Below are 25,885 nucleotides of genomic sequence, written 5' to 3' on the forward strand. Positions count from 1 at the left end.
GGCAATGAGGAAGGCGGCTCAAGGCCGCCTTTTTCTTGTCAGAGGCTGAGGCTCTTGCTGAAGGCGCTGGTGAACTTGACCCCGCCCCGGTCGCCCGCCGCCTCGCCCAGCACCACGTCCATGCCGTCCCCGGTTACCCTCACCAGCGCGAAGCCACCCATATAGGCAGCCTTCGGCTTGAACAGGTCGAGGCCATCGCTTTTGTAGATCATCGGCACTTCGTGCTGATGGCCATGGAAGATGGCGATGACATTGTAGCCCTTCAGCGCCGCCAGCATCGCCTGGCGGTCGGCCTCGCTCCACCAGTGCGGCGCGCCTGCGCCGTCATCGTCATAGGTGCGCTTGGCCGGGTCCCAGCGCTCGACCGAGAAAGTGTCCCAGCCATAGTGCTGGAACAGGATGACGGGACGGCCATCCGCCGCGTAGGTCGCCAGATCCTGCTTCAGCCACGGCAGGCTGCTCACCGCGCCATGGCCGGTGTCGCCGGCAAAGCGGTGGGTCTGGACGAGATGCAGGCCGCCCCAGTCCCAGGAATAGCAGTCGGTGTCGACATCGTATTCGGTGGCCGGCACCGGCGGCTTGAAGAACACGCCGGGGCGGTGGTTGACCTCGACATAGTCGCGCAATTCACGCCGATACCAGTCGACATGGGGCGGCGAGCCATTCTGGTCGAGATCGTGATTGCCGAGGCCGACATAGACCGGCATGTGCACGCGATCGGGACCGACGCCCTGTTGATAGCGCTGGCTGAACTGCAACAGTTGCGTGCCTTCGCTGGGCTCGGTGATCTGGCCGCCGCCATCGTCGGTGATGTCGCCGCCGACAACGAGGCCGAGCGGCGCATCGATGCGGCCGCCGGCCGAACGCAGGCGGGTTGCAACGCCATCGATCTCGACTGGCCATTGCCGGCCGACCAAGCCATTGAGGACAGCGACATTGCGCAACAGCGCGGCATCGGTCTTGCCTTCCTCCAGGCAGTTGGGGCTGAGGCCGCTCGACATGCGGCAGGCATGGACATCGGCGATGAACAGAAAGGTGGCGTCGATGGGCTGGATGCGCTTGCCGGTCTGGCCAAGCGCGGCGCGCGGCAGCATGCCAGCCATGGCAAGGCCGGCTGCCTGTGCGAGGAAATTGCGACGGGAGAGGACGAGCTTGCGATTCATGACCTGAAATTCAGCACAGCCGGCGCCCCACCGTCCAGTTGCCAGGAATGGCAGGTCGACACGGCACTGAGGCTCTGGCATTTCTTGGGTCATGCTGGCGCGCAGCAAATACAAGCAGAGGGGAGGATTTCATGAGAGCCGTTTCGATAGGCGTGGTGCTGGCTGGGTTGCTGCCGGCGGCTGCGGTGCATGCCGCCGATTGTGTCGACGCAAAATCGGCCAAGGCCGGCTTCGTTCTGGAAATGCCCGGCGTCCGCAGCGAGTTTCGGCCGGTGGCCGGCGGCATGGTCTCCGTTGCCAACACCTACGAATCGCAATCGCCGCAGACACAGTTCCTGTTTGCCGGCCTGGTCGAAGTGTTTCGCGACAGCGATACCGGACGGGTGGCGACGATCCCGTTTTCCGATCTGCGAAAACTGTTTCCGCTGAAGACGGGAGCCAAGAGCACGATCGAATTCGTCGAGCTGTCGCCGAACAAGCAGCCGAAGAGCACCAAGACGCTGAGCCTGGTCGTCAAGGGCAAGGAGACGTTCAGTGTCGGCGGCTGCAAATACAACGTGCTGGCGGTCACGGAGACCTTCAAGAACGGCGCCGGCGAAACGCTGGACACATTTACCGCGCTTTATGCGCCTGATCTGCAAGCGTCCCTCGCCCGGCGCTACGACGAAGGGACCAGCGCGGAATCGGTGAACGGTTACGAGACGATCAAGCCGCTTTCCAACTAGAACAGCGCAGTTCCGGCCTCAAGGTTTTCCCGGCCGCAGCAGGATCCTGCTACGCCGCTTCGCTCTGCTCAGGAATGGCGGCGTTGAGCTACCCTGAAGTTCGGCCAGGCAATCGCGCAGCACGCTGGCATCCTGTGCCGCCTTGGCCATCGACATGGCGCCGGAATAGGCGGCGATGGCGAGTGCCGCAAAGCGCTCGGGGTCGGTGCCCTGCTCCCTCCCCGACTGCTGGTCGGCTCGCACCTTGTCGGCAACCGCCTGACGCCATCCGGCAAAGATATCGTCCAGAGCGGCGCGGAAATCCGGGTCAGCGAGCGACAGTTCATGCGCCAGATTGTTGAGCGGACAGCCGCGCACGAAGCCTTGCTGCTCAAGCTCGGTCGCCACCGCCTCGAACACCGCGCGCACGCCTTCGCGCGCCGAGCCTGCCGCCCGTACAGGGTTGATCCAGGTTTCATCGAGGGCCGCTGCCACGCGCTCCTCGATCACCGCCAGAGCGAGCGCCTTCTTCGTCGGGAAATGATGATGCAGCGCGCCGCCGCTGACGCCTGCGGTCGTCATCAGCTCGCCAAGGGCGGATGCATGATAGCCACGCGCCTGGAACGACGCTTCGGCGATATCGAGCACCTTGTTGCGCAGCCCTTCGGGATCGTTGGTGCGTTTTCGCGGCGGCCCTTTCGGAGCCCGAGCAATCTCTGCTGACATTTGCCAACGATAGCAGATTGACAAAACAGGACAACCGGTCTGTTTTATAAACCGGATGATCATCCTGTTTTTTGGAGACGACACAATGACCGTACCCCTGAATGCGCCTGCGGCGGCAAAACTGCTCGCTTCGCCTGTCGTCGAGTTGCGGCAGTACACGCTGAAGCCGGGCCGGCGCGAGACGCTGATCGACATCTTCGACAGTCGGTTCATCGAAGGCCAGGAACACGCCGGCATGACCATCATCGGACAGTTCCGCGACCTCGACCGCCCCGACATGTTCGTCTGGCTGCGCGGCTTCGATGGCATGGAAGCGCGGAAGCAGGCGCTCACCGCCTTCTATGACGGGCCGGTGTGGACGGCGCACCGCGACGCCGCCAATGCGACGATGATCGATTCCGACGATGTACTGCTCTTGAAGCCGGCATGGCCAGGCGCCGGCTTCGATCTGTCAGGCGCGCAGCGAGGCGCCATGCCGCCGGATGGAAAGCTGAGCGCAGACAACCGCTTGACCGCTATCGTTGCCATCCAGATTCATCATCTGCGGTCTGGCGCCGAAGCCGATTTCGCCGGCAATTTCGAAACGGATGCCGTTCCGGTCCTTATCGGCGTCGGCGGACGGTTGCTTGGCGCCTTCATCACCGAGCACGCCGAAAACAGCTTTCCCCGCCTGCCGGTGCGCTTGAGCGAAAACGTCTTTATCGCGGTGACGGGTTTCAACAGTCCCGAGGCGCATGCCAATTACGAAGCCGCAGTTGCCGCTTCGCCCCAATGGCAAGCGGCCGATGTGACCTGGCGGACCGAAACCTTGCGCCTGACGCCGACGTCGCAGTCGCTGCTGCGGTAACCGGATCGGCACGCGGCCAACCGAAGTTCATACTGAGCGATAGGCCGGCGGCTTGACCGCCCTCGCCGATCGGCATTGCCTTCGTGACGCGGGCAACAGCGAGAGCATTCGATGCGACTTGGCCTTCAATGAGACTTTCTGGCAAGCGAGCACTGGTGACCGGCGGCTCGGACGGCATCGGCCTGGCGATATCGGAAGCTTTCTTGCGCGAGGGCGCCGACGTGCTGATCGTCGGTCGCGACACCAGCAAGCTCGAGACCGCCCGCGAGACACTTGCGGCGGCGGGCAACGTCGGCACCCAGTCGGCCGATCTCTCGACCTCTTCCGGCATCGATGCCGTGGTCGATCGCGCGAAAGCAACCGGCCCACTCGACATCCTCGTCAACAATGCCGGCGTCGCTTATCTGGTGCCTTTCGAGACCGTCACCGAGCACCAATTCCAGCAATCCTTCGCGCTCAATGTGACGGCGGCGTTCTTCCTTACCCAGCGGCTGCTGCCGCATCTCGGCGCCAACGCCTCCGTCATCAACATCTCGTCCTACTTCGCCGACAAAATGATCCCGAAGCGGCCGTCGAGCCTGTATTCCTTGTCCAAGGGCGCGCTGAATTCGCTGACCAAGTCGCTGGCCTTCGAGCTTGGTCCGGGCGGCATCAGGGTCAATGCGATTGCGCCCGGCACGGTCGACACCGCCATGCGGCGCAAGTCGATCGACAACCTGCCGGCGGCAGCGCAGGCCGAGCTGAAAACCTATGTCGAGCGCAGCTACCCGCTCGGCCGCATCGGCCAGACCAGCGATCTTGCCGGCATCGCCGTCTATCTCGCCAGCGACGAGGCGGCGTGGACCAGCGGCGGCATTTTCGCGATCGATGGCGGGTATACGGCGGGGTGACCGTTTGGACGGCCCTCTGCCTCGAACAAGCGGAGCACTTGACCAAACTTCCGATACCGCGTCTGTCTGCAGATTGAGCAATGCTTCAGACATTCGTGGTGCCATGCTGTCTATCGATCCACTGATCCTCTTCTACACAACGTTCTTCAGCAAACCCGTCGATATCGCGTCGATACAGTGCGAAATGCCCGGGCGGTGGACACTGGACAAACGACGGATTTCCGAGGCCGCGGCAGTCGTCTTCCATATTCCGAACTTTCGCGAAGTTGGCGATGCCTACAAATACCCTGGTCAATATTGGGTCGCCTGGTCGATGGAATGCGGCCAAAACTACAAGCGACTTGCCGACCCCAAAATCATGCGGCACTTCGATATCATCATGACGCATGAATCCCGGTCTGATGTCTGGGTACCCTACCTTCCGCGTGCGGTGTGGTGGAAAGATGCGCTGGCCAGACCAATCGTACCGAAAACGGAAGAAGCGCCGGTCGCACTCTTCCAGTCGGCCGGCCTGAATTATAGCGGCCGTGTCGATTTGGCGAACGAACTGGCGCGCCACATCAAGATCGATTCTTATGGCCGATATCGCAACAACCGATCGGTCTCTGGCCCCGATCTGGGCTCGAAGACCAAGATCGAAACCATTGCGCGGCACAAATTCTGCCTGGCCATGGAGAACTCGACCGAGGCCGACTATGTCACCGAGAAAATCTATGACGCGTTCATGGCGGGCACGGTGCCGATCTACCTTGGCGCTCCCAATGTGGACGAGTTCGTTCCGGAGCACTCCTTTATTGACGCCAGTGCCTTCGCCAGCGCCAGCGATCTTGCAGCCTATCTCCAGCACCTGATCGCAACGCCGAAAGACTACGAGGCTTATTTCGACTGGCGCTCAAAGCCATTGCCCGACAATCTCGTCAAACGGGTGCAATCATTGGAAACACCCGCGTTCTGCAGACTGATGAGCGTCGTGCGCCAGCGTCTGGAGGCGCGGACAAGCACGCCTTCCGGACGGCGAACACTTCCGTTCGGCTATAGATCCTATCTCAGGACAAAGCTGCGCCGTTGGAGGAAAAAGGTTCCGAGCTGACGGTCCGCGATCAGGCGCGCTTTCAGCAAAATACGGAGGACAAAGAGCGTCTCTTGCGACGTCGAGACGGCTTCGGCCTTGCCGCCATGCATCTTGGAAATCTCCGAGGCTATGTGGAGGCGCTCCCAGGGTGGACTTGAAATTCTCGGCTTCGCGATCCGAAGCTCGATCCGGATGCGATGCCGGATTTTGGTCGGGAAACTGAACAGAAGGACAAGTGCATAAGCTACCTCATCGCTGCTGTTGCCAGTGAGACGCTTGTGTGGCATCGTCGCTCGTATGTAGACGAGAATTGCGCATTGCTGATCCTGGGGGAAGTTTGCGTAGAGCAATCCGCCAGCTCGACATGATCTTATCGAGCTAAATCCGCAAGTTTCCGTCCACTTTATGGGATCAAGCCGCACTGAGGAGCAATTTCCTTCACACGAAAGTGGAGGGTGCAGGATCCCGAAGGGCGGCGCTACCGCTTCAACCGATTTACTGCCTGCCGGCCGCAATCTCTGCTTGAAGGCCATTGTGCAACGCGATACGCCGTTGCCGAATTCGATCGTCGGAGAGACAAGTGACCGCTGCCAGGACCAGAACCGAAACCGACACGTTCGGCCCCATCGAGGTTGCCGCCGACCGTTATTGGGGCGCGCAGGCGCAGCGTTCCCTCGGCAATTTCAGGATAGGCTGGGAAAAGCAGCCGGCCTCGATCGTGCGTGCGCTCGGCATCGTCAAGCGAGCGGCGGCGGAAGCCAATATGGAGTTGAAGCGGCTCGATCCGGCAGTCGGCAAGGCGATCATCGAGGCGGCGCAAGAGGTGATCGACGGCAAGCTGAACGATCATTTCCCGCTGGTCGTCTGGCAGACCGGCTCGGGCACGCAGTCCAACATGAACGCCAACGAGGTGATCTCCAACCGGGCGATCGAACTTCTGGGCGGCGTCATGGGCTCGAAGAAGCCGGTGCACCCTAACGACCACGTCAATATGAGCCAGTCGTCGAACGACACCTACCCGACAGCCATGCACATCGCGTGCGCCGAGCGCATCGTGCACGATCTGCTGCCGGCGCTGAAGCATCTGCACGCTGCGCTCGAGGTCAAGACGAAGGCCTTCGCCCACATCATCAAGATCGGCCGCACCCATACGCAGGACGCGACACCCCTCACGCTGGGCCAGGAATTTTCCGGCTACGCCGCGCAGGTGGCCTCTTCGATCAAGCGCATCGAGATGACGCTGCCCGGCCTGCAGGAACTGGCGCAGGGCGGCACCGCCGTCGGCACCGGCCTCAACGCGCCGGTGGGCTTTGCCGAAACGGTGGCGGCGCGCATCGCCGAAATCACCGGCATCGCCTTCGTCACCGCGCCGAACAAGTTCGAGGCGCTCGCCGCGCATGATTCCATGGTGTTCTCGCATGGCGCCATCAACGCGGCGGCCGCCGCCCTCTTCAAGATCGCCAACGACATCCGCTTCCTCGGCTCCGGCCCGCGCTCGGGCCTCGGCGAACTGTCGCTGCCGGAAAACGAGCCGGGTTCCTCGATCATGCCGGGCAAGGTCAACCCGACCCAATGCGAGGCTCTGACGCAGGTCTGCGTGCAGGTGTTCGGCAACAACGCCTCGCTGACCTTCGCCGGCAGCCAGGGCCATTTCGAGCTCAACGTCTACAACCCGCTGATGGCCTACAACTTCCTGCAGTCGGTGCAGTTGTTGGCCGACGCCTCGATCTCCTTCACCGACAATTGCGTCGTCGGCATCGAGGCTCGCGAAGACAACATCAAAGCCGCGCTCGACCGCTCGCTGATGCTGGTGACCGCGCTGGCGCCGACGATCGGGTACGACAATGCCGCCAAGATCGCCAAGACCGCGCACAAGAAGGGCACCACCTTGCGCGAGGAAGCACTGGCCACTGGGCTGGTCAGCGAGGCAGACTACGACCGGCTGGTGCGGCCGGAGGACATGACGCATCCGGGTTAAGCGATTCCAGGGAAAGTGCCTTGCGTTTCCTCGGGAAGCGCGCAGCCCTCTTCTTGGGGATTGCGTCAACTAGAAATCCGAATTTTGTGGCGGGACAATTTGCTCCCGCCGCTGCTGGCCGCGACAAGAATTTTGCGTCGGTCGAACGATCCCGAAATGTACGTCCTGTGAACAATGTGTCGCCGGACTGGCGGCTTTGGTGAACAGTCGGCTTGGTCTATCTGACGGGACATCAACCCTTTTCGGAGAGCCACCATGTCCATCAACACTTCCGCTGCCGGCGCCGGCATCGCGTCCAACAGCTCCACCACCATCCTGCTCGGCCGCATCCTGCTCGCCGCCATCTTCCTGCTTTCCGGCTTCGGCAAGCTCACCGCCATTTCCGGCACCGCCGGCTATTTCGGCGCCATGGGCCTGCCGGTGCCGACCGTAACGGCCATTGTCGTCGGCCTGATCGAATTGCTCGGCGGCCTTGCCGTGCTCGTTGGCTTTCAGACCCGCATCGCCGCCTGGGTGCTCGCGGTCTTCACCATCGCCTCGGCCTTTGTCGCCCATACCGGCTGGGCCGACCAGAACCAGATGATCCATTTCCTGAAGAACGTCGCCATCACCGGCGGCTTCCTGCTGCTGGCTTCCTCAGGCCCTGGCACCTACTCGATCGACGCCAAGCGCGGCTGAGCTTTCCCTTCCCAAGCCTGAAATAAGCGGCGTGGAATTTTCCACGCCGCTTTTTCGTTGTCTGCCCAAGCGCACGCTCGACCCATCCCTGCTAGGATCGGTCTCGAAACAGCCGGCGGACAGACATCGGAGATGACCATGCCCCGCGATGCATTGCTTCTGATTTCCCGGCTGCTGCTCGCCGTCCTGCTCGTTCCCTCCGGCTACCACGCGCTCGCCGACATTGCCGGGACGACCGGCTATTTCGCCGGCCTCGGCATGCCATTGCCGACGCTTGCCGCCTGGGGCACCGGGCTGTTCGAGTTGATTGCCGGTCTCTTGATACTGGTCGGCTTTCAGACGCCGGTCGTTGCGATACTTCTTGCCGCTTTCTGCATCGTTGCAGGCTCCATCGGCCACTACGGCCAGGGCGGCGATGACCCGATGCTCACCTTCCTGCACCAGCAGATGCTGATGAAGGATATTGCCATCGCCGGTGGATTCCTGGCGCTAGCCATGGCCGGCGCCGGGGCCTGGTCGATCGACGGGCGCCGCGCCGCGGTCTGATATCGTCAAATATCGTCCCGGTTGAACCATCCGTGCCAGGTCGACCCCCACTCCGTCTCGGCTTCGTCGAGCCACCTCTCCCCCGATCGACGGGGTAGAGGAAGTGCGCGAGCCTATTGCCGCCAACGCTTTCCAACGAGGCTCCCTTCCTTTCCCTCCGGAGGGGGAAGGTGGCGGTGCGAAGCAGCGACGGATTGAGGAAGCCGGTCCTCGAACGCGAGGCCGACGACGACATGGTTTTGCTGTCAGGCCGCGCCTACTTCACCGACACGCTCTGCCCACCCTCGACCGCCAGCACCAGCCGGCGGTTGGTGATCCGCGCCAGTTGCGCCAGCCGTCCGGCCGGGCGTTCGCCGTAAAGATCGGAAAGTGAGGCCGGCAGCACCAGCGCCAACGTGCCATTGCCGCGGTTTTCCCATTTCAGCCGCGGCATGACGCCGGGCATGGCCGCAGTCAGCAGATAGACGACGCGCAGCACCGCCGCCAGGATGCGGGCGCGCTCGAGATAGCGCGGCGTCGCCAGGCCGCGGATTTCCGGCGCCGCATCGTTGAACACGCCTTCGTGGCGGAACAGGCCGACCAGCGCCAGGAAGGCACGGCCGGGGTGATCGACGCCAATGAAGGACGCGTGGGCAATGATGTTGAGCGACTGCTTGCCGCGATATTCCGGGTGTGCGCGCCAGCCTATATCGGCCAGCAGACAGGCAGCGTGGCGATAGCGCGCCTCATCCTCCGTCTCGTCGATGCCGAAGGCGGCAAAGGTCTTGTCCGTCCATTCGACAAGCTCATGCGCATGGGTGACCGAGCGCGACCGCAGCCGCGCCAGTTCCTCCGAAGCGGAGACCAGCGGATCGGCCTTCTGCTCGGCAGGGTCGAGCAGCGAATAGAGAAACCCTTCGCGCACGCCCAACGCCGAGACGATGATCTTCGACGGCTGCATCGCCGCCATGATCTCCTGCAGCACGACCGCGCCATAGGGCAGCAGCGAACGGCGGTTCTTCGACACACCTTCGATGCCCTTGACCTTCTCGATCTCGCCTTTCGCCACCTGCTTCAGGAAATTGGCGGCGCTTTCGACACCGATCTCATAGTGGTGCATGACGCCAAGCGGGTAGTTGGTCATTTCCATGTGCAGCCGGGCAAGGTTTCGCCAGGTGCCGCCAACGGCGTAAAAGGGCCGTCCCAGCCCGCCCTTCAACAATTTGGCGCGCGCCAGTTCGTCGCGGGTGATCTTTGCCGCCTGGGCGAGCGAATTCCTGGCCATGTCCTGCAGCCGCAGGCCACCCAGCGGCAGCGTGATGCCGTCGCCGATCGCCTCGCCATTGATGTCGATAAGCTCCAGGCTGCCGCCGCCAAGATCGCCGGCAATGCCATTGGCGGGGTGGAAGCCCGAAATGACGCCAAGCGCCGAATAATGCGCCTCCTGCCGGCCAGTGAGCACGCGGATCTCGGTCTTGAGCACATCCTGGGCGCGGTGGATGAAGTCGGGGCCGTTGATCGCTTCGCGGGCCGCGGCCGTTGCCAGCACAAACATGTGCTCCGCACCCGCCTGGTCGGAGAGCGCGCGGAAACGGCGGAACTCCTCCATCGAGCGCGTCACCGCCTCGGGGTCGAGCTTGCCGGTCGAAACGATGCCGCGGCCGAGGCCGGCCAGCATCTTTTCGTTGAACAGCAAGGTCGGCGAGCGCGCCAACCCTTCATAGACGACAAGGCGGATCGAGTTCGAGCCGATGTCGATGATGGACAGCGGCCGGCGATCCTGCAGCCGGCCTTGGGACGTTGAAATCATCAGCCGGTGTTCTTCTTGCGACGCTTGAACTGCGCGATGCGCTTGGGCGCATGCGACTTCAGCGCGTCACCCCGTCCCGACAGGCTCGGATTGGTCATGAAATATTCCTGCGCGTTGAACGGTTCCTCACCCTCCTCCAGCACGACGCGCCGGGAGGTTCCGTCAGCCAATACGTCGAAACTTTGCTGGTTGTCCATGATGTTGCCCAGCATGATCTGGCCAAGGATCTGTTCATGCACCGTTGGATTGGTGATCGGCACCATGGTCTCGACGCGGCGGTCGAGATTGCGTGGCATCAAGTCGGCCGAGGCGATGTAGACGATCGCCTCGTCCGACGGCAGGCCATGGCCGTTGCCGAAGCAGTAGATGCGGCTGTGTTCGAGGAAGCGGCCGACGATCGACTTGACCCTGATGTTTTCCGACAGGCCGGGCACCTGCGGCCGCAGGCAGCAGATGCCGCGCACGACGAGATCGATCTCGACGCCGGCACGGCTGGCGTCATAGAGCGCGTCTATGATGTTGGGATCGACGAGCGCGTTCATCTTCATCCATATGCGCGCCGGACGGCCAGCCAGCGCGTGGGCGACCTCGTCGGCAATGTGCTTGAGGATGCGGCTGCGCAGCGTAAATGGCGAGATGGCGATCCGCATCTCATCGGTCGGCTCGGCATAGCCGGTGATGAAGTTGAACAGCTGGGCGACATCGCGCGCGATCGTCGGATCGGTGGTGAAGAAGGACAGGTCGGTGTAGATGCGCGCGGTCACCGGATGGTAGTTGCCGGTGCCGAGATGGACATAGTTGCGCAGCTTGCCGTCCTCGCGCCGCACCACAAGCGACATTTTCGCATGGGTCTTCAGTTCGAGGAAGCCGAACACGACTTGGACGCCGGCGCGTTCGAGGTCGCGCGCCCAGCGGATGTTGGCCTCCTCGTCGAAGCGCGCCTTGAGCTCGACCAGGGCGGTCACCGACTTGCCTGCCTCGGCCGCGTCGACCAAGGCGCGCACGATCGGGCTGTCGTTGGAGGTGCGGTAGAGCGTCTGCTTGATCGCCACCACCTCCGGGTCGGCCATTGCCTGGCGCAGGAACTGGACCACCACGTCGAAGGATTCATAGGGGTGGTGGACGACGATGTCCTTCTCGCGGATGGCCGCGAAACAATCGCCGCCATGCTCGCGGATGCGCTCGGGAAAGCGCGGATTGTAGGGGGTGAACTTCAGGTCGTCGCGCGGCACGGCGACGATCTCGGAAATCTGGCTGAGCGCCAGCGGGCCGGTCAGAACGCTGATGCGGCTCGAAGAGACGCCAAGCTCGCCGGCGACGAACTCGCGCAATTCACCGGGCATCGACTTGTCGAATTCGATGCGGATGACCGAACCGCGGCGGCGCCGCTTCAGCGCCGTCTCGAACAGGCGCACGAGATCTTCCGACTCTTCCTCGACCTCGATATCGCTGTCCCGGATGATGCGGAAGGTGCCGGAACCCTTGACCTCATAGCCGGGGAACAGCTTGCCGATATAGAGGCCGACAGCCTCCTCCAGTGGAATGAAGCGAACGTGCTGCTTGCGGTCGGGCAGGCGGATGAAGCGCTTCAGCGCCACCGGCAGGCGCAGAAGCGCGCTCATCTCCTCGCCATTCTTGCGGTGGCGCAATTGCAGCGCCATCGAGAAGCCGAGATTGGGAATGAACGGAAACGGATGCGCCGGGTCGATCGACAGTGGAGTCAGGACCGGGAAGACCTGGTCCTGGAAATGATCTTCCAGCCAGACTTTCTCATCCTTGGTCAGTGCATCGCGGGTGATGCTCTCAATGCCTTCCTTGTTGAGCAGCAACATCAGCGCCGAAAGGCTGTTCTGCTGGTCCTCCTGCAGCCGCTCGACCTCGCGCAGCAATTGTTCCAGCTGCTGCTCCGGCGTGCGGCCGTCGGGGCTCTTGAGCGCAATGCCTTCGCGCACCTGGCCGGCAAGGCCGGCGACGCGGACCATGAAGAATTCGTCGAGATTGGCGGCCGAAATCGACAGGAAACGGACGCGTTCGAGCAGCGGATGGTGCTCGTTCTGGGATTCCTCGAGCACACGCCGGTTGAACTGCAGCCAGGAGAACTCACGGTTGACGAACCGATCGGGGTTGCCGCCCTCGGGGCTCGCCACCTCGACATTGATGAATTCGCTCTGCACCGGCTTCAGTTCGTTCATGGTTCCTGCTCTTCCCCGCCAACCGTCCCTTGGAGCGCCGCTGGACGTGCCATGCCTCTAACACGCTTTTGTGGCGCATGACCCTTCGGCGAAAACCGTTCCGATTTCAGGGACATGCACTTAACCGGCTCAACGTATCCTCTGACAGGCTTTTGCGACAGTTTCATTTCATCGATCTTGCAAACAGGCCTGTTATGTTCCAGATGCTTTTCGACGAGATCAAGGAGACGACGATGGCAGGCGGTTCCATTCCCCATTTCCAGAACGATGCGGGCCATCCGGCAATCGACATCGGCGTCAAGGAATTCATGTGCACCGGCGCCAACCCGCCCTTCGACCACCCGCATGTGTTCCTCGACATGGGCGACGACAATGAAAAGGTCTGTCCCTACTGCTCGACGCTCTACCGCTATTCGGCGAAGCTGAGGGCGACGGAAACGCTGCCGGCCGGTTGCCTTTATATCGACCAGGCCGCCTGATCCTTCCGCGACAAGCCCGATGGAAGACATCAGGTCCCGGCAGGTCATAATCGCCGGGGCCGGCATCGCCGGGCTGACCGCTGCCCTTGCCTTCGCCGGACGGGGTTATCCGGTAAAGCTGATCGAACAGGCACAGCACCTAGACGCGGCCGGCGCCGGCATCCAGCTTTCGCCCAACGCAACACGCATTCTTGGAAAACTCGGCGTGCTCGACCGGCTGCTGCCGGCAGCGTTGCGGCCGGAAGCGGTCGTGCTCAAGGACGCCGGGACGCTGCGCGAACTGGCGCGGGTACCGCTTGGGCAAGCCGCCGAAGCGCGCTGGCAGGCGCCTTATCTCGTCGCTCACCGCGCCGATCTGCAGGCAGCGCTGCTGGCGCAAATGGCGGAACGGCCAGAGATTGAGCTCATCACCGGCGCCCGCGTGACCGGCATCGTCAAAGACGCGCAATATGTCGCCGTGACCGCCGAAGTGGACGGCCGCGAGATCGAGGCACGCGGCAAACTGCTGGTCGGCGCCGACGGCGTCTGGTCGGCGGTCAGGGCGCAACTCGCAGGCGAGGACTTCGTCAAAAGCCGTTTTTCGGGCGAACTCGCCTGGCGGGCTACAATCGCGGCCGACGGTGCGGCCGGAGAGGCCTTTGCCGCGATCGGCGCCGCCGACTGCGTCACCACGTTCCTGCATCCAGGCTTCCACATGGTCGCCTATCCCGTCAGCAAAGGCCGGGCCTTCAATCTCGCCGCATTCACCAAGGGTGAGCGCATGGCCGAAGGTTGGTCGGGCCATGCCGATCCCGCGATCCTCACGGCTGCCCTGCGCGGCACCGCGCCGGGCCTGACGAAGCTTGTGGCACTGGCTGGCCCATGGACGGCCTTTCCGATCCACACCGTCGAACAACAGCGGTGGACGAGCCCGCGGGGCATCGCGCTGATCGGCGACGCTGCGCATGCGATGACGCCGTTTGCCGCACAGGGCGCGGCAATGGCGATCGAAGATGCCATCACGCTTGCCGACGCTATCGCCGATTTCCCTGGCGATCTGCCCAGAAGTTTTCAAATCTGGGAAAATCTTCGGCGGCCGCGTGTCGCCAAGGCCGCGCGTCGTGGGGCCGTAAACCGCCTCGCCTGGCATGCTGCCGGCCCGGTGGCGATCGCCCGCAATCTGTTCCTGGCCATGCGCTCGCCCGACAAGCTCGCCGCCGACCTCGACTGGCTCTATGGATGGCGAGCGGACACTCGGCAGTCTAGATCGTCGACGTAGCGATCCTTCCCACTCCCCTCTGTCCTGCCGGACATCTCCCACTCAAGGGGGGAGATTGGATGTCGCCGTCGCCTTCGCCAAAATCGCCGGCGTTGCAGACAGGAGCGCGGGCAAAACGGCTGATCTCCCTCTTGCGGGGGAGATGGCCGGCAGGCCAGAGGGGAGTGCTGTCCCGCTGACTTCAAAAGATCCAACACTGTCGCGGTGCGATGAAGGACTGCTAGTTATAAAACCGCATCGACAAGCCCAGCGAGGCCGGCAGCGGGTTCCACCAGCCGGTGCGCAGGCCGGCGGTGCGCAGGCCGGCGGCTGTCCAGGTGTTGCAGCCGACAAGCGCGTTGAAATGGCCGTTCGCCTCGAAGAAGCGGTCGAAGCTGGAATGGGCGGCGTTCTCGATGACGACCGGACCATGCGGCCCTTGCTGGAAACTCGCGTCGATATAGTTGAGCAGCGCTGCAAAACGTTCCTCATCGATGTCGAAACCGGTGACAGCAGGGTGCGGCTCGGCGATGGCCCCGGCGATATCGACATGCATGACCGAGGCGTCCAGTGTCAGCGCCTTGAGGACGGGCACTGCTTTCAGCTGCGACCAGCTCGGCGTCTCCAGATAGAAGGCCCGGCCGCCCCAGCCAAAGACGATGTAGCGCACTTCCGGGGCGTCGACAGGGATGCCGGCAGCGACCAGGAAATGGAAGCGCCGGCGCACCTCGTCATCGACGGGAATGGCAATGTCGGTGTGGATCGGATTCTCCAGCACCAGAATATGGCGCGTGCCCTCACCCGCCGCTGACGCCGGCCACAGCGGACGCGGCACCAGCGTGCCGAGCGTGGCAGCGAGCGCGACCACGATAATCAGCATGGCCACGAAACGCAGGGCTTTTCTCATGCGGCGGCGGCTTTGTGTTTCAATGGAGAAGATCAACCCCGACCCCAGATAGCAAAAGAGCCCGGCCGCATTACGGCCGGGCTCTTTTGGTTCGCATTAAAATGCTCAGTGCAGGATCTGCGACAGAAACAGCTTCGTGCGCTCGTGGCGCGGATGGTCGAAGAACTCGGCCGGCGTGTTCTGTTCGACGATCTGGCCCTGATCCATGAAGATCACCCGGTTGGCGACCTTGCGGGCAAAGCCCATTTCGTGAGTGACGCACAGCATGGTCATGCCTTCCTCGGCCAGGCCCACCATCGTCTCCAGCACTTCCTTGATCATTTCTGGATCGAGCGCCGAGGTCGGCTCATCGAACAGCATGATGCGCGGGTTCATGCACAGCGAACGCGCGATCGCCACGCGCTGCTGCTGGCCGCCCGACAGCTGGCCCGGATATTTGTTGGCCTGTTCGGGGATCTTGACGCGCTTGAGGAAGTGCATCGCGATTTCCTCGGCCTGCTTCTTCGGCGTCTTGCGCACCCAGATCGGCGCCAGCGTGCAGTTCTCCAGGATGGTCAGATGCGGGAACAGGTTGAAGTGCTGGAACACCATGCCGACCTCGCGGCGCACCTCGTCGATCTTCTTGAGATCGTTGGTGAGTTCCTTGCCGTCGACGATGATCTTGCCCTTCTGGTGCTCTTCCAGCCGGTTGATGCAGCGGATCATGGTCGACTTGCCCGAGCCCGAAGGACCGCAGATGACGATGCGCTCGCCGCGCATCACCTTGAGGTTGATGTCCTTCAGCACATGGAACTCGCCATACCATTTGTGCATGCCGATGATGTCGATTGCGACATCGGTGGTCGAGATGTGCATCTTCTTGGCATCGACCTTGATCTCTTCGGCGCTGACGGCGTTTTCTATGACCATGGCAGGTTCCCCTTTTTTGTTTTTAACGTTTGTGGCCGGTGTCCAGCCGGCGTTCCGTATACATCGAATAGCGCGACATGCCGAAGCAGAACAGCCAGAAGACGAAGGCAGCGAAAATCAGGCCGGACTTGGTGGTCTGCGGCGTCGCCCAGTTGGGATCGGAGAAGTTCTGCTTGACGACACCGAGCAGGTCGAACATCGAGATGATGATAACCAGGCTTGTGTCTTTCAACATGCCGATGAAGGTGTTGACGATGCCGGGTATGACCAGCTTCAGCGCTTGCGGCAGCACGATAAGGTTCATCTTCTGCCAGTAACCGAGACCAAGCGAATCCGCACCCTCATACTGGCCCTTGGGGATCGCCTGCAGACCGCCGCGCACCACCTCCGCCATGTAGGCGGCGGCAAACAACGAGAAGCCGATCAGCGCCCTGAGGAACTTGTCGAACGAAACGCCGGGGGGCAGGAACAGCGGCAGCATGACGCTGGCAAAGAACAGGACGGTGATCAGCGGGATGCCGCGAACGAATTCGATGAAGATAACGCACAGCATCTTGACTATCGGCATCTTCGAGCGCCGACCGAGCGCCAGCACGATGCCGAACGGCAGCGACACTGCAATGCCGACGAAGGCCAGGCTGAGCGTCACCAGCAGGCCGCCCCATAGCTGCGTCTCCACATGCGGCAGGCCGAACATGCCGCCGACCAGCAGCACGAAAGCGACGATCGGCAGCACCAGGAAAAGCAGGATCGCGTTCAGCCCCTTGCGCGGCACGCGCGGGATCAGCAGCGGCACCAGCAGCGCCACGAACAGTATGGCGACCAGGATCGGCCGCCAGCGCTCCTCAATAGGATAGCGGCCGAGCATGAATTGGCCGAACTTGGCGTTGACGAACGCCCAGCAAGCGCCGGACCAGCCATCCGGCTGAACGCCGCCTTGCGCCGCCGTGGCGCATACCGAGCGATCGGACCCTACCCACTGGGCGCTGATGAAGGCCCAGTTGATGATTGGCGGCAGGATCATCACCACCAGTGCGATGCCCAGTACGGTCAGGATGGTGTCGCCCACCGAACCGATCAGGTTCTTGCGGACCCAGGCGATAGGCCCCCGCACGCCGGCCGGCGCCTGTTGCGCCAGTGCCATTTCGGTCCGCACCCAAGCGGTATCATGTTCCTGCATGGCCTTACCTCTCCACCAGCGCCATCCTGGCGTTGACCACATTCATGACCGCCGACGTCACCAGGCTGATGACGAGATAGACGACCATCATGATCAGCACGTTTTCGACCGCCTGCCCCGTCTGGTTGAGCACTGTGCCGGCGGTCGCCGTCAGGTCCGGGTAAGCAATAGCGATGGCCAGCGACGAGTTCTTGGTCAGGTTCAAATACTGGCTGGTCAGCGGCGGGATGACGATGCGCATGGCTTGCGGCACGACGACTAGCCGCAGGATCGATCCCGGCCGCAGCCCCAGAGCGCCAGCCGCTTCCGACTGGCCCTTCGAGACGCCGAGAATGCCGGCACGCACGATCTCGGCGATGAAGGAGGCTGTGTAGCAGGACAGCGCCAGATAGAGCGACAGGAATTCCGGCCCGATGTGGAAACCGCCGGCCAGGTTGAAGGTCGATTGCTTCGGAAAATCGAAGGTCAGGGGAAAGCCGCTCAGCGCATAGGCCAGAATCGGCAGCCCGACGATCAGCGCCAGGGACGTCCAGAATACGGGAAACTGCTGACCGGTCGCCATCTGCCGCTGGCGCGCCGTGCGGGCGACGAACCATGCCATGGCGATGCCGACAAGCAAGGCGACAAAGATCAGCCAGGAGCCATCACCCCAGATGGCACGAGGAAGATAGAAGCCGCGCTGGTTGAGAAACGAGCCGAATGGCAGGTTGATGCTTTCACGCACCACGGGCAAGACCGCCAGCACGCCCGAATACCAGAAGAAGATCACCAGCAGCGGCGGGATGTTGCGGAAAATCTCGACATAGACCGTGCAGATCTTGCGGATCAGCCAGTTGTGCGACAAGCGGCCGATGCCGACGATGAAGCCGATGATGGTTGCGGTGATGATGCCGGCAACGGCGACGATGAGGGTGTTGATCAGCCCGACGACAATGGCTTTGCCATAGGTGTCGTCCGAGTTGTAGGGGATGGCGCTGACCGAGATATCGAAGCCGGCACGGCTTTTCAGGTAGCCGAACCCGGAAGAAATGTGCAGGCGCTGCAGATTGTCGATGACGTTGTGGACAATCCACCAGACGCTCGCCACCAGCAAGACGACAACCACCGCCTGGAAGACAACTCCACGGACTTTTGGATCGTTGATGAAGGAACCGCGGCTCGGCTCCTCGCGTAGAACTTCCTGCGACGCCATTGCCCATCCCCTGCAAAAAGAAACCGGAAGGCAGACAATCTGCCTTCCGGATCGCATTTCGATCAGCGGATCGGTGGCGCGTATTGCAGGCCGCCCTTGGTCCACAGCGCATTGATGCCGCGCGCGATCTTCAGCGGGCTGCCGGTGCCGACATTGCGCTCGAACATCTCACCGTAATTGCCGACTGCCTTGACGATGTTGACGACCCAGTCATTGCTAACGCCGAGATCGGTGCCGATCTTGGTTTCGGGTTCCTGGCCGAGCACGCGCTTGATCTCCGGGTTGTCCGAGGTCTTCATCTCGTCGACATTGGCCTGGGTGATGCCCAGTTCCTCTGCCTGCAGCAGCGCGAAATAGGTCCACTTGACAATGTGGTACCACTGGTCGTCCCCCTGGCGCACGGCCGGGCCGAGCGGTTCCTTGGAGATGATCTCGGGCAACACGACATGGTCGGCCGGCGCGCTGAGCGTCAGGCGGATGCCGTAGAGACCCGACTGGTCGGTGGTGTAGACATCGCAACGGCCCGCGTCATAGGCGGCGTTGACCTCTTCAAGCTTTTCGAAGACGACCGGGTTGTACTCCATCTTGTTCGCCTTGAAGTAGTCGGCGAGGTTGAGCTCGGTCGTGGTGCCGCTCTGCACGCAGACTGCCGCACCCGAAAGCTGCAGCGCCGAATTGACGCCCGGCAGCTTCTTGGCGTTGATCATGAAGCCCTGGCCGTCATAATAGGTGACGCCGACGAAGTTCAGGCCAAGTGCCGTATCGCGATTGATGGTCCAGGTGGTGTTGCGCGACAGGATGTCGACTTCGCCCGACTGCAGCGCGGTGAAGCGCTCCTTGGCGCTGAGCGGCGTGAACTTGACCTTGGTGCCGTCGCCGAAGACGGCGGCCGCGACCGCGCGGCAGAAATCCACATCGATGCCTTTCCATTCACCCTTGTCGTCAGGCGCAGCGAAGCCGGCAAGACCTGTGTTGGTACCGCACTGGATGAAGCCTTTCGCCTTGACGTCGTCGAGCGTGCTCGCCGACGCGGCCGAAGCCATCCATCCAAGCGCAGCGGCGCCGAGAATGCCAATTGCAATGTGTTTCATAACCCACAGACCCTTTTCTGTTTTCAGGTAAACCCTGATCCTCAGGCAAATCCTGATCTTTTCCCGCGTGAACCCGGCTCCCATCCGGCTCATTCCCGGAACCCCGCGTCGTAACCGACGCCCGGCCCCTCCCATTCACGAACTGCATCGAAGGCGATTATCTCTGTGAGGTCAAGGGAAATGACCGTTTCACGACAGCTTTGAAAACCAATTGCCGCAAATGCCTGAATTGCAGACAACAGCATCAGGAAAGCAGCAAGCCCCGCAAATAAAACCGGCAAAGTCCGTCGACGCTAATCCACATCCACTCATGAAATCCGCGGCTCTGGATCGCCACGCATTCCAGACTATTCATGGGGGAATTGGCCTATGCAAAGGGCACCGCCTGGCGGGCGCCCGCTGTTGCACGGCCAATGCCGCCGCTCTATGGCTAGCGCTTTCACCACAAGGCGAAGAGCAATGGCGACTGACGGCAACGAAATGGGTATCAACACGCGGCTTGCCCATTCGGGCAACAATCCGCACGACTATTTCGGCTTCGTCAATCCGCCGATCGTGCATGCCTCGACCGTGCTCTATCCCAATGCGTCGGCGATGGCGGCTCGCAGCCAGAAATACACCTATGGCACACGCGGCACGCCGACCACCGATGCGTTGGCGCATGCGATCGACGCGCTGGAAGGCTCCGCCGGCACCATAATCGTGCCGTCGGGCCTGGCGGCGGTGACCGTCCCGTTGCTGGCGTTTCTCTCGGCAGGCGATCACATCCTGATTGTCGATTCCGTCTACCATCCGACCCGCAATTTCGCCGACACGATGCTGAAGCGGCTGGGTGTCGAGGTCGAGTATTACGCTCCGCATGCCGGCGCCGGCATCGCCAGCTTGATCAAGCCGAACACCAAAGTCGTGTTTACGGAATCACCGGCCTCCAACACCTTCGAGGTGCAGGACGTTCCGGCGATCGCCAAGGCCGCGCATGAAACGGGCGCCATCGTCATGATGGACAACACCTGGGCAACGCCGCTCTATTTCCGCCCGCTCGACCACGGCGTCGATATCTCGATCCATGCGGCGACGAAATATCCGGCCGGGCATTCGGACGTGCTGCTGGGCACAGTGTCTGCCAATGCCAACTGCTGGAAGCAGCTTTGCGAGACGTTCTACACGATGGGCTGCTGCGCCGGCCCCGACGACGTCTACCAAGTCCTGCGCGGCCTGCGCACGATGGGCGTTCGGCTGGATCACCATCAAAAGAGCGCGCTTGCCATTGCCGTCTGGCTTGAAGGCCAGCCCGGCGTGGCCCGCGTGCTGCACCCGGCGCTCCCCAGCCACCCCGACCACGCGGTGTGGAAGCGTGATTTTTCCGGCTCGAGCGGCATCTTTTCCATCGTGCTCAAAGGCGGCGGCCAGAGACAGCAGCATGCCTTCCTCGATGCGTTGAAAATCTTCGGTCTCGGCTATTCCTGGGGCGGCTATGAGAGCCTTGCCGTGCCGGTCTTCCTCGGCGACCGTACCGTCGCCAAGGGCCCCTATGACGGCCCGCTGATCCGGCTGCAGATCGGGCTCGAGGATGTCGAGGACCTCAAGGCCGATATCCTGCGCGGGCTGGAAGCGGCCGCTGCGGCATGACACCAGCAAACTTGCCAAGCTGATTCCGCTAGCCGGCTTAACCCGTTGAAAGGATTGGCGAGCGACTTTCGTAGGACGATCGACCTCGCAAAGCCGCTCATCGGTCAACCAAGCGCAATGTTATTTCCCCAACGCGCGCATTTTCGGATCGGTTTGACTTTCAAAATCGTCGGTCCAACGCCATTGCAGGCGCTGCGCGCACAATTCCAGCCGGACTGAGCTTGCCATGGCCTTTCGTCTCTTTGTCCCCATTCTCGCCGGCGCGACGCTGCGCGAGCGCCTCATCGCCTGCATCGGGGCGATGATCGGCATTGCGCTGACCGGCGCGATCGGCGCGCTGGTGCTTGGCAACGGCCCGCATGTGCCGCTGCTGGTGGCGCCGATGGGGGCGTCGGCGGTGCTGCTGTTTGCGGTGCCTGCAAGCCCGCTGGCGCAGCCATGGTCGATCATCGGCGGCAATACAATATCGGCGCTGGTCGGCGTGATCGTGGCCCATTTCGTCCATCAGCCCGTTCTCGCCACGGGCATTGCCGTGGCGATGGCGATCGCCGCCATGTCGTTCTCGCGCTGCCTGCATCCGCCGGGCGGAGCCGCCGCACTGACCGCCGTGCTCGGCGGGCCGGCCGTGATCGGTGCGGGCTTCCTGTTTCCGTTCGTGCCGGTGGCGCTGAACTCCATGATGCTGGTCGCGCTCGGCTATGCTTTCCACAGGCTGTCGCGACGCAGCTACCCGCATGTGCCGGCCCCTGCCCCGAAAAGCACGCACGGAACCATCGATCCGCCGGCTCAGGAGCGCATCGGCTTCCGGGCCGAGGACATCGATGCCGCGCTGGCTGCGCTCGACGAGACCTTCGACATCGACCGCAACGATCTCGAACAGCTGCTGCGACAGGTCGAACTGCAAGCGACGATGCGCGCACACCGAACCATGTTGTGCGAGGACATCATGTCCCGCGACGTGATTTCGGTCGATGAACACGCGTCCGCCGATCGGGCGCGTCATCTGCTGCTCGACCACAATATCCGCACGCTGCCGGTTGTCGACAAGGACGCCAGGCTGGTCGGCACCGTTGGATTGAGGGAATTGGCGCGAGCCGACGAAGCCGTCGGAAGCGTTACGTCGACAGCGTCGACCGCCGCCGCCGGTACGCCCGCCATGGCCCTGCTACCGGTGCTCACCGACGGCCGCACCCATGCAGTCATCATCGTGGACGGGGACAGCCGCATCCTTGGCCTGATCACGCAGACCGACCTGCTTGCGGCCACGGCGCGAGTGCAGGCTGCTGACAAGCCGCTGGCGGAAGCAGTATTCTAGGCGCCGTCGGAGCCGGGCGAAAATGGCCGGGAACCTTTTGCCGGCGATGTCATCCAATGTCTTGATCGAGGTTTCGGACGGGGATTGGATCGAGGAACTGGCCATGCCTGCTATGTCTGTACCAATGCCCACGGCTGCTTCAAGCGAGATGCTTCTCGTGCGCCGCGCGCTGGCACGCGAAGGCAACGCCTTCTGCATCATCATGAAGACCCATAATCAGCGGCTCTATCGCATCGCTCGCGGGGTGGTGCGCAACGATGCCGAAGCCGAGGACATCGTCCAGGAGGCTTATATCAGAGCCTTTGCCCATCTCGATGCCTTTCGCGGGGAGTCCTCATTGGCCACCTGGCTGTCGCGCATCGTCATCAACGAGGCGCTCGGCCGTCTGCGCAAAAGGCGGCGGACGGTGGCGAAAAACCCGCAAGCCGAAATCATCCAGTTCCCCCTCAATCCCAGCGACGATCCGGAGCGGACGATGGCGCAGCGGCAGATACTCGAGTTGGTGGAACGGGCGACCGACAGCCTACCCGATGTTTATCGGACGGTGTTCGTGGCGCGGGTTATCGAGGGGCTCAGTATCGAGGAGACCGCCGAGCTGCTTGGCGTGCGGCCGGAAACCGTCAAGACAAGGCTACACCGCGCCCGCGCCCTGGTACGCAATGCACTCGACGACCAGATCGGGCCGGTGCTGCTCGACGCCTTCCCGTTTGCCGGCCGGCGCTGCGACAGGCTGACGAGCGCCGTCATGCAGCGGCTCGGCCTGGAGAGCTGATCATCGGCTGATTTGGCCGATTTCCTCGGGAACGTTTGCCGCCGCTGCGCATCCAATGACCGTCAACTGAAAAACATGGCCCGGCGCGATCCCGCGTCCGGGCGAAGGAGATGCCATGCTTACCCGACACACCGCCACCCTCGCAGCCTTGCTGCTGCTTGGCGCCGCCCCGCTTGCACAAGCCGCCGACAAGCCGACGGACCCGCAGATCGCCCACATCGCCTACACCGCAGGCGTCATCGATGTGGAAGCCGCCAAGCAGGCGATCAAGAAATCGAAGACCAAGGAGGTCGTGGATTTCGCCAACGACATGGTGCGCGACCACGAAGCGGTCAACGCGCAGGCACTGGAACTGGTAAAGAAGCTGAAGGTGACGCCGGAAGACAACGCAACCAGCCAGGCGCTGACCAAGGCTGCGGCCGAGGAGCGGGCGAAGCTCGCCAAACTCGACGGCGCAGCCTTTGACAAAGCCTATGTCGACAACGAGATCGCCTACCACAAACAGGTCGACGGCGCGCTTGAAACCCTTTTGATCCCATCGGCCAGCAATGCCGAGTTGAAGAGCCTGCTGCAGACCGGCCTGAAGATTTTCCAGGGCCATGAACAGCACGCCGAGCATGTTGCAGGTATGCTGAAGTAAGGACCAGGCCATGTCGAAACGGCTGCTATGGATTGCACTGGCGCTGGTCTTCGGGACCTCACCCGTGCAGGCCGAAACCATCCAGGTCACCATCGACAAGCTTGTCTTTTCGCCGGCCACCGTCGAGGCGAAGGTCGGCGACACGATCAAGTGGGTGAACAAGGACGTGTTCGCACATACGGCTACCGTCAAGGGTGGCTGGGAAGTGATGATCCCGCCGAAGGCAACAGCGAGCCTGACCCTGCGGAAGGCGGAAGCGGTCGAATATTTCTGCCGCTTCCACCCCAACATGAAAGGTCATGTGGCCGTGACGGCGCCTTGATCCCGGTCCGCAAGCCCGTCCTGCTGCGTTGAGGCTCGCCTGGCTTCATCCGGCCGGGTGATGTGCGTCCACGAGCCGTGACAGCCCGGCTGGCGGCGTGCGATCCAGGCATCCAGCCCTTCGCGCAGATCAGCGGTCGGAGCCATGCGGGCGAACTGCTCGGCCTCGACAGCCAAGCCATCCGCGATGCTCTGGTTCAGGCCGCGCGCCACTGCTGTGAGGATCGAGGCAATTGCTGCAGGAGAATGCCTGGTCATGCGCCGGGCGAGATCAATTGCGGCGGGCATCAGTTCCTCATGCGGCACCACCTGATTGACGAGGCCGAGTTCGAGGGCGCGCGGCGGCGGGAACCAATCGCCGGTCAACAGCAGCTCCAGCGCCCGCTTGCGCCCTGCCAGCCTCGGAAGCCGCTGCGTGCCGCCGAAAGCAGGCGGCATTGCAAGGTTGATCTCAGGCTTGGCGAACAAGGCGCGGTCGCTGGCGATAGCGAGCGGCACGGCTTCGGTGATCTCGCAGCCGCCGCCGAAGGCGATGCCGTTGACGGCGGCGATGACGGGCTTGCGGAACGCCTCCAGCCTTGCGGTCAGGCGCTGTCCGCGCATGACGAAGTCGCGCAGGGCAACGTCGACGCCGATGTCCACGCTGCCTGAGAATTCATGGATGTCGCCGCCGGCGGAGAAGGCGCGCTCTCCTGCTCCAGTGAGGATGACGGCGCGGATGGCATCGTCGGTCTCGGCGGCATCGAGGAGCGCAAGCAGGCGATCAATCAGCGCATAGTTCAAGGCGTTGAGCTTTTCCGGCCGATTAAGTGTGAGGATGGCGATCCCGTTGCGGGCCTCGGTGAGCACAAGCTCGGTCATGTCTTTTCCTTCCCTGTGTTTGTCGACGGAGAGGATCAGGCTTTCGGTTGTATGTATATTCACTAGTCGGTATACTTGCGTATGAGCGAAGCACCAAGCCCTACCCGCAAACGCATTGTCGATGCCGCAACGAAGCTGTTCTATGCCGAGGGGATCGGCCGCGTCAGCGTCGATGCAGTGGCGGAAAAAGCCGGGCTGACCAAGCGCACGCTCTACTATCATTTCAAGAGCAAGGACGATTTGATCGCGGCCTATCTCGACGGTCGCGACCAGCCGAACCTCAAGCAGATGGCCGGCTGGTTCGAGATGGCCGAAGGCGATGTCGAGCGCAAGGTCGAGGCGATTTTCACCAATCTGGCGCGCGTGGCGAAGCACCCGAAATGGAGAGGCTGCGGCTTCCTGCGCACGGCAGCCGAACTCGCTTCCATGCCCGGACACCCCGCCGTTAAAGCGGGGGCGCGGCATAAGCAGAATTTCGAGACCTGGTTGGCCGGCGAACTCTCAGGCCACGGCGTCGACGAGCCGCGGACCCTGGCGCGCGAAATCGTGCTTTTGATGGACGGCGCGTTCTCGATCATGCTGATCCACCGCAACCCCGACTATGTCGAGGCCGCCGGACATGCCGCTGCAACGCTGGTTCGGGCAAGGTCAGGATCGGCGACTATCCGCTAGACGTTCACCGTTTAGTGGAGACGGCGAAACACGCTATCTCTTTGTTTTGACGCAATTCCGGACCGAAAAACCGCTTCACACTTTTTCCTGGAATT

Annotated in this window: 26 protein-coding genes; 15 read left to right on the forward strand and 11 right to left on the reverse strand. The window is 62.6% G+C overall.

Annotation, left to right across the window (positions count from 1 at the left end):
- Positions 1-38: 38 nt before the first annotated feature.
- Positions 39-1,163: a metallophosphoesterase gene (locus NKK50_RS17415; RefSeq protein ID WP_023835134.1), complete on the reverse strand. Its 1,125-nt coding sequence runs from the start codon at positions 1,161-1,163 to the stop codon at positions 39-41.
- 131 nt (positions 1,164-1,294) lie between these two features.
- On the opposite strand from NKK50_RS17415, the gene NKK50_RS17420 reads away from it, so the two are divergent.
- Complete coding sequence (locus NKK50_RS17420; RefSeq protein ID WP_023671496.1) at positions 1,295-1,888, forward strand: hypothetical protein; 594 nt, start codon at positions 1,295-1,297, stop codon at positions 1,886-1,888.
- An 18-nt stretch (positions 1,889-1,906) separates the two neighbouring features.
- Here NKK50_RS17420 and NKK50_RS17425 read toward each other — a convergent pair whose 3' ends face one another.
- Positions 1,907-2,593: a TetR/AcrR family transcriptional regulator gene (locus NKK50_RS17425; RefSeq protein ID WP_023671495.1), complete on the reverse strand. Its 687-nt coding sequence runs from the start codon at positions 2,591-2,593 to the stop codon at positions 1,907-1,909.
- An 85-nt stretch (positions 2,594-2,678) separates the two neighbouring features.
- Here NKK50_RS17425 and NKK50_RS17430 point away from each other — a divergent pair, with 85 nt between their 5' ends.
- The 6 genes from NKK50_RS17430 to NKK50_RS17455 all read left to right on the forward strand — a co-directional run bounded on the left by NKK50_RS17430 (position 2,679) and on the right by NKK50_RS17455 (position 8,604).
- Positions 2,679-3,440: an NIPSNAP family protein gene (locus NKK50_RS17430; RefSeq protein WP_023835132.1), complete on the forward strand. Its 762-nt coding sequence runs from the start codon at positions 2,679-2,681 to the stop codon at positions 3,438-3,440.
- A gap of 128 nt (positions 3,441-3,568) precedes the next feature.
- Positions 3,569-4,330, forward strand: coding sequence for an SDR family NAD(P)-dependent oxidoreductase (locus NKK50_RS17435; RefSeq protein WP_023835131.1), 762 nt, complete (start codon positions 3,569-3,571; stop codon positions 4,328-4,330).
- Positions 4,331-4,433: 103 nt separating this feature from the next.
- A complete protein-coding gene (locus tag NKK50_RS17440; protein ID WP_023835130.1) occupies positions 4,434-5,420 on the forward strand; it encodes a glycosyltransferase family 10 domain-containing protein in 987 nt (328 codons plus the stop codon).
- A gap of 562 nt (positions 5,421-5,982) precedes the next feature.
- Positions 5,983-7,380 (forward strand): class II fumarate hydratase, encoded by a 1,398-nt coding sequence (gene fumC / locus NKK50_RS17445; RefSeq protein ID WP_023697720.1) that lies wholly within the window; start codon positions 5,983-5,985, stop codon positions 7,378-7,380.
- Between the two features lie 255 nt (positions 7,381-7,635).
- Positions 7,636-8,058, forward strand: coding sequence for a DoxX family protein (locus tag NKK50_RS17450; protein ID WP_023697721.1), 423 nt, complete (start codon positions 7,636-7,638; stop codon positions 8,056-8,058).
- 138 nt (positions 8,059-8,196) lie between these two features.
- Positions 8,197-8,604, forward strand: coding sequence for a DoxX family protein (locus NKK50_RS17455; protein WP_023734272.1), 408 nt, complete (start codon positions 8,197-8,199; stop codon positions 8,602-8,604).
- A gap of 256 nt (positions 8,605-8,860) precedes the next feature.
- On the opposite strand, the gene ppx is transcribed toward NKK50_RS17455, so the two are convergent.
- Both ppx and NKK50_RS17465 read right to left on the reverse strand, forming a co-directional pair.
- Positions 8,861-10,393 (reverse strand): exopolyphosphatase, encoded by a 1,533-nt coding sequence (gene ppx, locus NKK50_RS17460; protein ID WP_023697723.1) that lies wholly within the window; start codon positions 10,391-10,393, stop codon positions 8,861-8,863.
- Positions 10,393-12,585 (reverse strand): RNA degradosome polyphosphate kinase, encoded by a 2,193-nt coding sequence (locus NKK50_RS17465; RefSeq protein WP_352543698.1) that lies wholly within the window; start codon positions 12,583-12,585, stop codon positions 10,393-10,395. The genes ppx and NKK50_RS17465 overlap by 1 nt, the downstream gene beginning before the upstream one ends.
- 233 nt (positions 12,586-12,818) lie before the next feature.
- Between NKK50_RS17465 and NKK50_RS17470 the strand changes: the two genes are divergently transcribed.
- Both NKK50_RS17470 and NKK50_RS17475 read left to right on the forward strand, forming a co-directional pair.
- Complete coding sequence (locus NKK50_RS17470; protein WP_023705697.1) at positions 12,819-13,064, forward strand: zinc-finger domain-containing protein; 246 nt, start codon at positions 12,819-12,821, stop codon at positions 13,062-13,064.
- Between the two features lie 19 nt (positions 13,065-13,083).
- The gene (locus tag NKK50_RS17475) at positions 13,084-14,322 is read left to right on the forward strand and encodes an FAD-dependent monooxygenase (RefSeq protein WP_023715184.1); all 1,239 of its coding nucleotides are present in this window, start codon (positions 13,084-13,086) and stop codon (positions 14,320-14,322) included.
- Between the two features lie 220 nt (positions 14,323-14,542).
- Here NKK50_RS17475 and NKK50_RS17480 read toward each other — a convergent pair whose 3' ends face one another.
- The 6 genes from NKK50_RS17480 to NKK50_RS17505 all read right to left on the reverse strand — a co-directional run bounded on the left by NKK50_RS17480 (position 14,543) and on the right by NKK50_RS17505 (position 19,861).
- Positions 14,543-15,208, reverse strand: a complete 666-nt coding sequence (locus tag NKK50_RS17480; RefSeq protein ID WP_023715183.1) for a TIGR02117 family protein — start codon at positions 15,206-15,208, stop codon at positions 14,543-14,545.
- A 105-nt stretch (positions 15,209-15,313) separates the two neighbouring features.
- Complete coding sequence (locus NKK50_RS17485; RefSeq protein ID WP_023671483.1) at positions 15,314-16,117, reverse strand: amino acid ABC transporter ATP-binding protein; 804 nt, start codon at positions 16,115-16,117, stop codon at positions 15,314-15,316.
- Between the two features lie 22 nt (positions 16,118-16,139).
- A complete protein-coding gene (locus NKK50_RS17490; RefSeq protein ID WP_023684325.1) occupies positions 16,140-17,297 on the reverse strand; it encodes an amino acid ABC transporter permease in 1,158 nt (385 codons plus the stop codon).
- Between the two features lie 4 nt (positions 17,298-17,301).
- A complete protein-coding gene (locus NKK50_RS17495; protein WP_023684326.1) occupies positions 17,302-18,489 on the reverse strand; it encodes an amino acid ABC transporter permease in 1,188 nt (395 codons plus the stop codon).
- Between the two features lie 62 nt (positions 18,490-18,551).
- A complete protein-coding gene (locus NKK50_RS17500) occupies positions 18,552-19,580 on the reverse strand; it encodes an amino acid ABC transporter substrate-binding protein (protein WP_023684327.1) in 1,029 nt (342 codons plus the stop codon).
- An 89-nt stretch (positions 19,581-19,669) separates the two neighbouring features.
- A complete protein-coding gene (locus NKK50_RS17505) occupies positions 19,670-19,861 on the reverse strand; it encodes a hypothetical protein (protein ID WP_023684328.1) in 192 nt (63 codons plus the stop codon).
- A gap of 178 nt (positions 19,862-20,039) precedes the next feature.
- Here NKK50_RS17505 and NKK50_RS17510 point away from each other — a divergent pair, with 178 nt between their 5' ends.
- The 5 genes from NKK50_RS17510 (at position 20,040) to NKK50_RS17530 (ending at position 24,258) form a co-directional block, all read left to right on the forward strand.
- The gene (locus NKK50_RS17510) at positions 20,040-21,209 is read left to right on the forward strand and encodes a cystathionine beta-lyase (RefSeq protein ID WP_023824488.1); all 1,170 of its coding nucleotides are present in this window, start codon (positions 20,040-20,042) and stop codon (positions 21,207-21,209) included.
- Positions 21,210-21,435: 226 nt separating this feature from the next.
- Complete coding sequence (locus NKK50_RS17515) at positions 21,436-22,524, forward strand: HPP family protein (RefSeq protein ID WP_023727878.1); 1,089 nt, start codon at positions 21,436-21,438, stop codon at positions 22,522-22,524.
- Between the two features lie 103 nt (positions 22,525-22,627).
- A complete protein-coding gene (locus tag NKK50_RS17520; protein ID WP_352543718.1) occupies positions 22,628-23,296 on the forward strand; it encodes an RNA polymerase sigma factor in 669 nt (222 codons plus the stop codon).
- Between the two features lie 115 nt (positions 23,297-23,411).
- Positions 23,412-23,936 carry a DUF4142 domain-containing protein gene (locus NKK50_RS17525; protein ID WP_023824487.1) on the forward strand — a complete coding sequence of 175 codons (525 nt, stop codon included), beginning with the start codon at positions 23,412-23,414 and terminating at the stop codon, positions 23,934-23,936.
- A gap of 10 nt (positions 23,937-23,946) precedes the next feature.
- Complete coding sequence (locus NKK50_RS17530) at positions 23,947-24,258, forward strand: cupredoxin domain-containing protein (RefSeq protein ID WP_023671475.1); 312 nt, start codon at positions 23,947-23,949, stop codon at positions 24,256-24,258.
- Here the strand turns inward: NKK50_RS17530 and NKK50_RS17535 are convergent.
- Positions 24,234-25,118 carry a crotonase/enoyl-CoA hydratase family protein gene (locus NKK50_RS17535; protein ID WP_023804981.1) on the reverse strand — a complete coding sequence of 295 codons (885 nt, stop codon included), beginning with the start codon at positions 25,116-25,118 and terminating at the stop codon, positions 24,234-24,236. The genes NKK50_RS17530 and NKK50_RS17535 overlap by 25 nt on opposite strands.
- Before the next feature lie 81 nt (positions 25,119-25,199).
- On the opposite strand from NKK50_RS17535, the gene NKK50_RS17540 reads away from it, so the two are divergent.
- Complete coding sequence (locus tag NKK50_RS17540) at positions 25,200-25,790, forward strand: TetR/AcrR family transcriptional regulator (protein WP_352463018.1); 591 nt, start codon at positions 25,200-25,202, stop codon at positions 25,788-25,790.
- The last annotated feature ends 95 nt before the right edge of the window (positions 25,791-25,885 follow it).

It is taken from the genome of Mesorhizobium sp. M0001, from assembly GCF_040324255.1.
Lineage (GTDB): Bacteria > Pseudomonadota > Alphaproteobacteria > Rhizobiales > Rhizobiaceae > Mesorhizobium.